At 64.1% G+C, this 7401-nt stretch carries 2 protein-coding genes and 1 pseudogene; 2 read left to right on the top strand and 1 reads right to left on the bottom strand.

The window, feature by feature from the left end:
• Window positions 1-1685 precede the first annotated feature (1685 nt).
• Window positions 1686-3058, bottom strand: a pseudogene (locus AC792_RS18075) (ISL3 family transposase).
• 331 nt (window positions 3059-3389) lie between these two features.
• On the opposite strand from AC792_RS18075, the gene argE reads away from it, so the two are divergent.
• Together argE and AC792_RS00325 are read left to right on the top strand one after the other, a co-directional pair.
• The gene (argE, locus tag AC792_RS00330; protein WP_162838428.1) at window positions 3390-4631 is read left to right on the top strand and encodes an acetylornithine deacetylase; all 1242 of its coding nucleotides are present in this window, start codon (window positions 3390-3392) and stop codon (window positions 4629-4631) included.
• A gap of 33 nt (window positions 4632-4664) precedes the next feature.
• Window positions 4665-5942, top strand: coding sequence for an MFS transporter (locus tag AC792_RS00325; RefSeq protein WP_049828615.1), 1278 nt, complete (start codon window positions 4665-4667; stop codon window positions 5940-5942).
• Window positions 5943-7401: the final 1459 nt, after the last annotated feature.

The following is a 7401-nucleotide window of genomic DNA, read 5'->3' as shown; positions in this document are numbered from 1 at the left end:
AATTCAACCAATCAACAAACAATCGGTATCAACAAACTTGGCACACTATTGAGTTCTCAAACAACAGGAGCAACCGGCACCAAACACAACCAAAGCGTCATGTCCTCGCTCCGAAGCAACTTTTCAAACCTACCCCATCACCACCAGAAGTCCAAATCCGCTCCCCGTAGTTCCCGATCGAGGATCGATGTCTGACGGTTCAACAGCTTTGTGGCCACTTCTTCAGGCTTACCGGTTTCGGCGATGCCGAAGCGGTTTGACTCTGAAGTGTATGGGGTTTGCTGCCCTCATCGGGGCAACTCGATAACTATACGACCGCCCCACCGTGAACGCAAACCAGGCACTGCAGGCCTGGTGATGCACCGGTACACGGTTCGCCATCGACACAGGAGGGTCCGCGGCGACTCCGCGACCTGCGCCGGGATGTGTGAGCCTGCCTGCCATCACCCCTCCCCTCCCGCGCACTCTGCACCTGATACTCCGTCCAGCGGAACCGGCGACGATGCTTCCAGTCGGGCCGGCGGTGGTACTCGCCCTGCGGTAACCCATCCTCGATCACGACGATGGGCGCAGTCATGAGCCGAGGGCTCTGCCCGGATGACGGATCTCCACCATCCGGACCTCCTGCGAAGACACCGGACCATACGGCTGAAGGGCTGGGCATCACGAAACGTCGCGAACGTGACGAGGAAGGTCTCCGTCCTCCAGTAGACCTCCAGCACTTATCACCCGAGTCTGCTAACTACCGGGCACTACCTTCGGCAGTACGAAGCGGCCCCCCCGACTCCTCGGCCGTCCACCCTGGTCCCGCACCCCTCGAGTTCCTCGCACCTCGCCTTGTCGGCCGAGCGACAGCTCCGGGTCGGATCGAACGCATGCCGACCTGTAGGCGAGAGGTCCTCCGGGTCACGTCGCCTTGGACCATGCCCCCGTATGCCTACGGGGTGAGTCATGGAACGACCGCCCGACGCGGTCCCCACTGCTCGACGGGTAGCAGCTCCGGTCTCTCCTCGATCCATCGCGGTGACTGCCGGCGGACTCACGGAGATCACCTCATCCTCCATCCACCAGAGGAACAACCTCGGACGGACGGCACGAGGGCGTCCGGACGAGATCACCGGATCAGGGTGGATCCCTCGGGGTACCGTCCGGTCCGGTGAACGAGATGACGTCCCTGAAGTTCCGCGAGTACCGAGGTAGGTTCGGTCCGCGACCGAAGGTGCTCGGGTTCCTCTCAACCGTCGGTGAGGACCCGTATCGGGCACGAGCAGTCCTCCGACAACTCGCACGGTGGTGCACGGTCCCAGGTCAATTCCATGCGGACCGCAGAGGTTCTTGTCGAGCGGAGTGAGGTTGCACCCGCAGTTCATCACCCGGGTAGGAGATCGTCCTGGCGCTTCCGGAACGGTGGAGAGGTCGGACGCTCGGGTGCCCGGTGGAGGAGGCCGAGGTTCGACGAGTATCCGTACTGGAGGTACATCGATCAACGGCCCGTCCGACCGCGTCCCCATGACATGACGCCGACGAAGTACCTGTACCTGCGGACCACACGTCCACAAAACCTCGGCACACCTCGCATGGCGTCGGGGAACAGATGACCCTGTAGGTGATCCCGGTGGACGCACGACATGTGACGTCCATGCTCGTACACCCAGTGACATGTCGCACGGCTTTGACGGCTCTTCTTACGTGAGGTGGGTGTGGGTGTGGGTAAGCTCGCCGCCGGTGAGGAGCATGCGTCGGCGGTAGTTGTTCCGGTTCCGTAAGCCGCGGGTGACGCGGCGGTGGAGTTCGATGAGCCCGTTGACGGCTTCGGTGCCGCCGTAGTTGGAGCGGTCGGTACCGAAGGAGGCCCGGGACGCGTCCCGCCAGCGTTTCACCGTGCGTCCTAGTCGGGCGATCTCGGGGATCGGGCAACTCGGGAACGAATCGAGGATCTGCTCGGCGATCCTCCGGCCTTCGACCGGGTCGGGATGGCGGTGTGCACAGTGGAGCTGCTGGGCGCATGACGTGAGCGATGTGGACGGGTAGATGTGCGTCCTCATCGGCAGCGATCGCTAAGTCGGATCTGGCCTTCTGCTTCTCGGTGAGTTTCTCGGCCCCGGCGCGCAGGAGGTTAAGGATCCTGTAGCGCGGGTCCCCTTTGCGGCCACGGCGGTCTGGGATCTCTTCGGTGAATGCGGCGCCGGCACTCGTCCACGGCGTAGGTGCCGAGTTTCACGTGAATGGAACGCGTCCAGGACAGCGACTCACATCCTCGAGGTTGTCGTCGATCGCGCTCCTGTAGCCCTGGGACGGGTCCAGGGCGGCGAACCTCACTCCGGCCCGGAAGGTGTCCCCGCGTTCGGTCAGCCGATCGGCGTAGGTCTTCCCTGACCGACCCGGGACCCGATCCAGCAGTCGTGCGCGGACGCGTCCGTGCCGGTCACGGGCGAGATCGACCATGCCGGTCAGCTCCTTGGGTCCGCGATCGCCCGCGGTGATGGAATGGAGCCGGTGGAGACGTGGTGCCGCATGTGCTCATCGACCCCGAGTGTGCTGACGTGTCCGAACCGTTCCGGATCAGCAGCCAGGACCTCGAGCAATCCTCTGATGGAATGCCGGATGGTGCACCATGTCGTACTCAATTGACGTGCCAGACCAGCCACGCTGACGTGTTCGCGGCGTAGTTGGTCGATAGCCCACCAGCACGCCGGTGTCGTGAGTAACGCCCTCGGTCCGGCAAGGTCCTCGTGCTGTTCGGTGAACGACCGGGCCGGGCACGTCTCCTGGCCGCAGCGCCAGGTCCGCTTGCGCCAGATCAGCCGGACCGGACGCCCGAAGCAGGGTACGTCGATCAAGCTGACGCCCCGGCGGCCATGGCTGTGGGCGATCACGCCGCATGAGCGGCAGCCGGTCGGTTCGGTGGGGGTCTCGACGACCACCCGAGAACGCCGACCTGGTCGTCGACCTCGATGACATGAAAGCCATCCACGCCAACCAGGAGATCACAACGGTCGCAGTGACAAGGAGGTTCAGAACGTGGGCGTGCGCGGTTGCACGCCGTAGGCTCGATCATCATCAAGGCCTTTCGGTCGGTCAGCTTGGTCGCTACAGATTCTGGAAGGCCTCGACCTCGATCAGGCCCACCGCGTCATACCGTGTTGCTCACGCCCTACCGCAAGTAGGAACGGCCGATCATGGACGACGTTCTCGGCGATCGTAGGCGTGCGGCTTCTCTGTTCGGTGCGTTCAGACGGCTCCATCAGTCCATGGCACCGGATGTCCGGCCTATTCTCCCGGGGTAACCGTGATATTCATCGCACTGTTCTGCCGGGTACCACATCGGGCCGCACCAGAAGACAGACTGGCGTCAGGGATCCGGAGCGGTGTGACAAGGATGGCCCATAATGACAGACTTCTCGCTGGCCGATGGCCGAGAACTTGGAATCGGTTGCCTCGAACACCAGGAGTACACCATGTCAGCCACGCCGAGCGATGCAACGCTCGAAGAAATCACCAAACTGATCACGTTCGAAACGGTCAGCCGCAACAGTAATCTTCCGCTGATCGACTACGTGGGTGAGCGCCTCAAGACCCTGGGCATCGAATCGAAGCTCGTCCACGATGCAACCGGGAAAAAGGCGAACCTGCTGGCCACCATTCCCGCACATGACGGCACGCGGACCGGCGGCATCGTCCTCTCCGGGCATACCGACGTCGTCCCCATCGACGGACAAGACTGGAGCTCCGATCCGTTCACCCCGCAGATCCGCGACGGGAAGCTGTATGCCCGGGGAGCCGCCGACATGAAGTCCTTCATCGGCGTGGTGATGGCCAAAATCGACGCGATCGCCGCGGCCAGGCTCAGTGAACCCATCCATCTGGCTCTCTCCTACGACGAGGAAGTCGGCTGCCTCGGCGCGGTGGGCCTGGTGGCGGCCATCACCGCCGACAACCTGCAGCCGCGCGGGGCCGTCGTGGGGGAACCGACCTCCATGCGCGTGGTGCGGGGGCACAAATCGGTCAATGTCATCAAGGTGGATTTCCACGGCATCGCGGCACATTCCTCGCTGACCCCCCAGGGCGTGAATGCGATTTCCGCGGCCGCCGACTTCGCGGCATTCGTTGATGCCAGGGCCAGGGAATTCGCCAGCACCGGTGCATCCGATGAGGCCTACATCGTGCCGCACACCACTACCACGGTGAACCAGATCCAGGGCGGTATCGCGGTGAACACCATACCGGCCGCCTGCACGCTGCACTTCGAATTCCGCTCCATCGGCGCCGATGACCCTGTAGCGCTCATTGAGCTCTTCCGCGCCGAGGCGCAGCGCATCGAGGCGCTCATGAAGGCCCGGAACCCGGCGGCGCGCATCGACTTCGAGGTGCTGGCCCAGACCCCCGGACTCGATACTCCCGAGGACGCCGCGATAGTCTCCCTGGCGGCCGAACTGGGTGGAACGCTCAGCCCGGACAAGGTCACCTACGGCACCGAGGCGGGTTTGTTCTTCAACGCCGGTATTCCCACCGTGGTCTGCGGCCCGGGCGACATTGCCCAGGCGCATGCAGCCGACGAATTCATCGCCCTGGAACAAATCGCCGCATGCGAATCCTTCCTCGACAACCTTGTACACGCCCTCACCGCCTAGCCTTCCCACCCTTCTGCCCACCTGGAGTACCCCATGAGCGCACCAACGACGACGATCACTCCGAAGCAGTTTCAGGACGCCAGGAAGGCGGTCATCAGCAGTTCGATCGGTGCCGCCCTCGAGTGGTTCGACATCATCGTCTACGCCACCTTCGCAACCGTCATTGCCCGGAACTTCTATCCGGATTCGGACCCGACGTTCGCACTGATCCTGACCTTTGCCACGTTCGCGATCTCCTATCTTGTCCGCCCGCTGGGCGGCATGGTGCTGGGCAGTTACGCGGACCGCAAGGGGCGCAAGAGCGCCCTGTCCCTGACCCTCATGCTGATGATGGGCGGAACGCTGATCATGGCGGTAGCCCCCACCTACGCGATGGTCGGCATGTGGGGCGGGGTCATCATCTTGCTCTCGCGCCTCATCCAGGGATTCTCCGCCGGCGGCGAATTTGGTACCGCAACCGCGTTCCTGATCGAGACGGCGCCGCACAAGAAGGCGTTCTATTCCTCCTGGCAGGTGGCAAGCCAGGGCGCCGCGATGGTGCTGGCCTCGGGCTTTGGTTACGCGCTGACGGAGGGGCTCTCCGACGAGGCGCTGAACAGCTGGGGCTGGCGTGTACCGTTCTTCGTCGGCCTGCTCATCGGCCCGGTGGGACTCTACATCCGCGCCCGGCTCTCGGAGACCGAGGACTTCATTCAGAGCGAGAAGGTGACGTCGCCGGTCAGGACACTGCTCGTGAACCATTACGGGCGCCTTCTGGCGGCAGCGGCCTGCGTCGGCGTTGCCACCATCTCCGTGTACATGATCCTGTACATGCCGACGTTTGCCGTGACCAACCTGGGAATCCCCGCCACCGCGGCCTTCCTCGGCGGCGTGATTGCCGGTCTGGTCACCCTTGTGGGTGTGCCGTTCGTAGGGCATCTGGCGGACCGTGTGGGACCTGCCAAGGTCATGACCTTGGCGGCCGTCGGTGCACTGCTGCTCGCCTGGCCGCTGTTCCAGCTCATGGTCACCAACCCCACGGTTCCCACCCTGGTGATCGTCATCGGCCTGCTTGGCGTGATCATGGCGTTCTATTTCGGGCCGCTTCCCGCCCTGCTCTCCTCGCTGTTCCCGGCGGAGATCCGGGGCACCGGGCTGGCCATCACCTACAACGTCGGCGTGACGTTGCTGGGCGGCATCGCACCGCTGGTGCTGACCTGGTTGCTGGATGTCACCGGCTCGCTGAGCGCACCGGGCTTCTACTACATGGCCGTCGCCGTGATTTCCCTGGTCGGCCTGTTCTTCGTGCGGACGCGGTACAACCAGCCATAGGCCGCCGCGTCGACGGTTGGTCCAGTGCCAATACCTCCGAAGGCCCCATGTCGCTGTTCCGTTCGCAGCGACATGGGGCCTTCACCGTTCGTCCGGGGAGGGCACCATGACGGGGTCGGTGCGGCGCACGCTGAAGAGGCAACGGCGTCTCTGCTCGTCATGTAGCCGTGGACGGAGAAGATCGGATGATTTGCGGGACATCGGAGCAGCACGGGCGGATCTCCTGGTCACGCTCTCCGAGGTGCTGCTGCGGCAGGTTGCCTGTGACACAGCGGCGTCTTTCGAGGACGTGAGCCGTGAGCGCCCGTTCACCCCGCATGTGGACGTGCGGGGGAGTGCACGGCAAGATCTTCCTCATCGTCACCGACGACGACCCCGATCTGCGGATCATCACGGTGAAGGTCGCCCGGATCGTGGAAACGCGCTGCGCCCCACCGCGAGTAAGAAGAGCCGCTTTGACCGGACGCACTCACCGTTCACAAGGAAACCCGGGCTGTCCCAGCTGGGCGACGGCGAGACGGACACCTCATCCACGGGACACCCGGACTATGACGCAGTGGAGAACCTGCGTCGATCTCGGCTCGCGGTGGGGCCACGGCTGGTGGTGCTCCTGCACTTCCCCGGATCGACCTGCCGGACTACGCCGACCTCGGACACCACGGTGTGCTTCGGCCGATTGGGAGCCGACGTGCACACGCCCGATCATCCCACCGGAGAACGTACGATCCGGGTGGAGCCGGACGCTCCAGGGATCGCCGGCGCCGTCGAAGAACGAGGGTCGCCGGCGAACAGGAGGTGACGGTTTCGGGACAGGTCGAGAACCTGCTTTCGGGAGCAGCAACCCGTACCGCACATGCTCACGATCGACCCGTTGGCTGCCGAATGTGTAGTACTTCAGGTGTCGTCAGCGCATCACGGGTTCGGTGGACACGATCCGTCCGCCACGCGTCGACCCGATCCGGTGCCTCGGAGAACGGGCAGCGCCGCTCGAGAGGGCGGTACACCCACCCATGCTCCTGCCGGCCCGATGACGGCCCCTTGGCTCCCGCCGGCGAGAGACGTGAAGTGGTCCTGCGCACTGTACTGGACAACACCTCCCAGCTGGACCGGCTCGTTCTCGCCGATGTCGAAACGGTGAATCGCCGAAACGGTGAATTGCCGATGAGTCGTGAGAAAGGAACCGGGTCCTCGCTCGGTACAGCTCGTCAGCCGGCGCAACACGACCGGGAGCCACATCGGAACGAGTGACAGACGTCGCTGTCGACGACCCGGGTCGATGTGGATCGGTTGAAACGTTGGATGGCGATGTGCTTGGGGTGGTGGGGTGGTGTTGGGTGGGTGGTTATGTGGGTGAGGCCCCCGCACCGGGTGGTGTGGGGGCCTCAGCCTAAGGGGTGTCCGGCGGTGTCCTACTCTCCCACACTCTCTCGGGTGCAGTACCGCCGGCGGTGGGGGTCTT

The organism is Arthrobacter sp. RIT-PI-e (genome assembly GCF_001187915.1).
GTDB lineage: Bacteria > Actinomycetota > Actinomycetes > Actinomycetales > Micrococcaceae > Arthrobacter_D.
The sequence above is the reverse complement of the archived record's forward strand: the minus strand, read 5'-3'. Positions and strand labels throughout refer to the sequence as shown.

What these genes read in the sequence shown, in the direction of transcription:
- AC792_RS00325 (WP_049828615.1), top strand. Translation starts at nt 4,665, where the DNA reads ATGAGCGCACCAACGACGACGATCACTCCGAAGCAGTTTCAGGACGCC.
- argE (WP_162838428.1), top strand. Translation starts at nt 3,390, where the DNA reads ATGACAGACTTCTCGCTGGCCGATGGCCGAGAACTTGGAATCGGTTGC.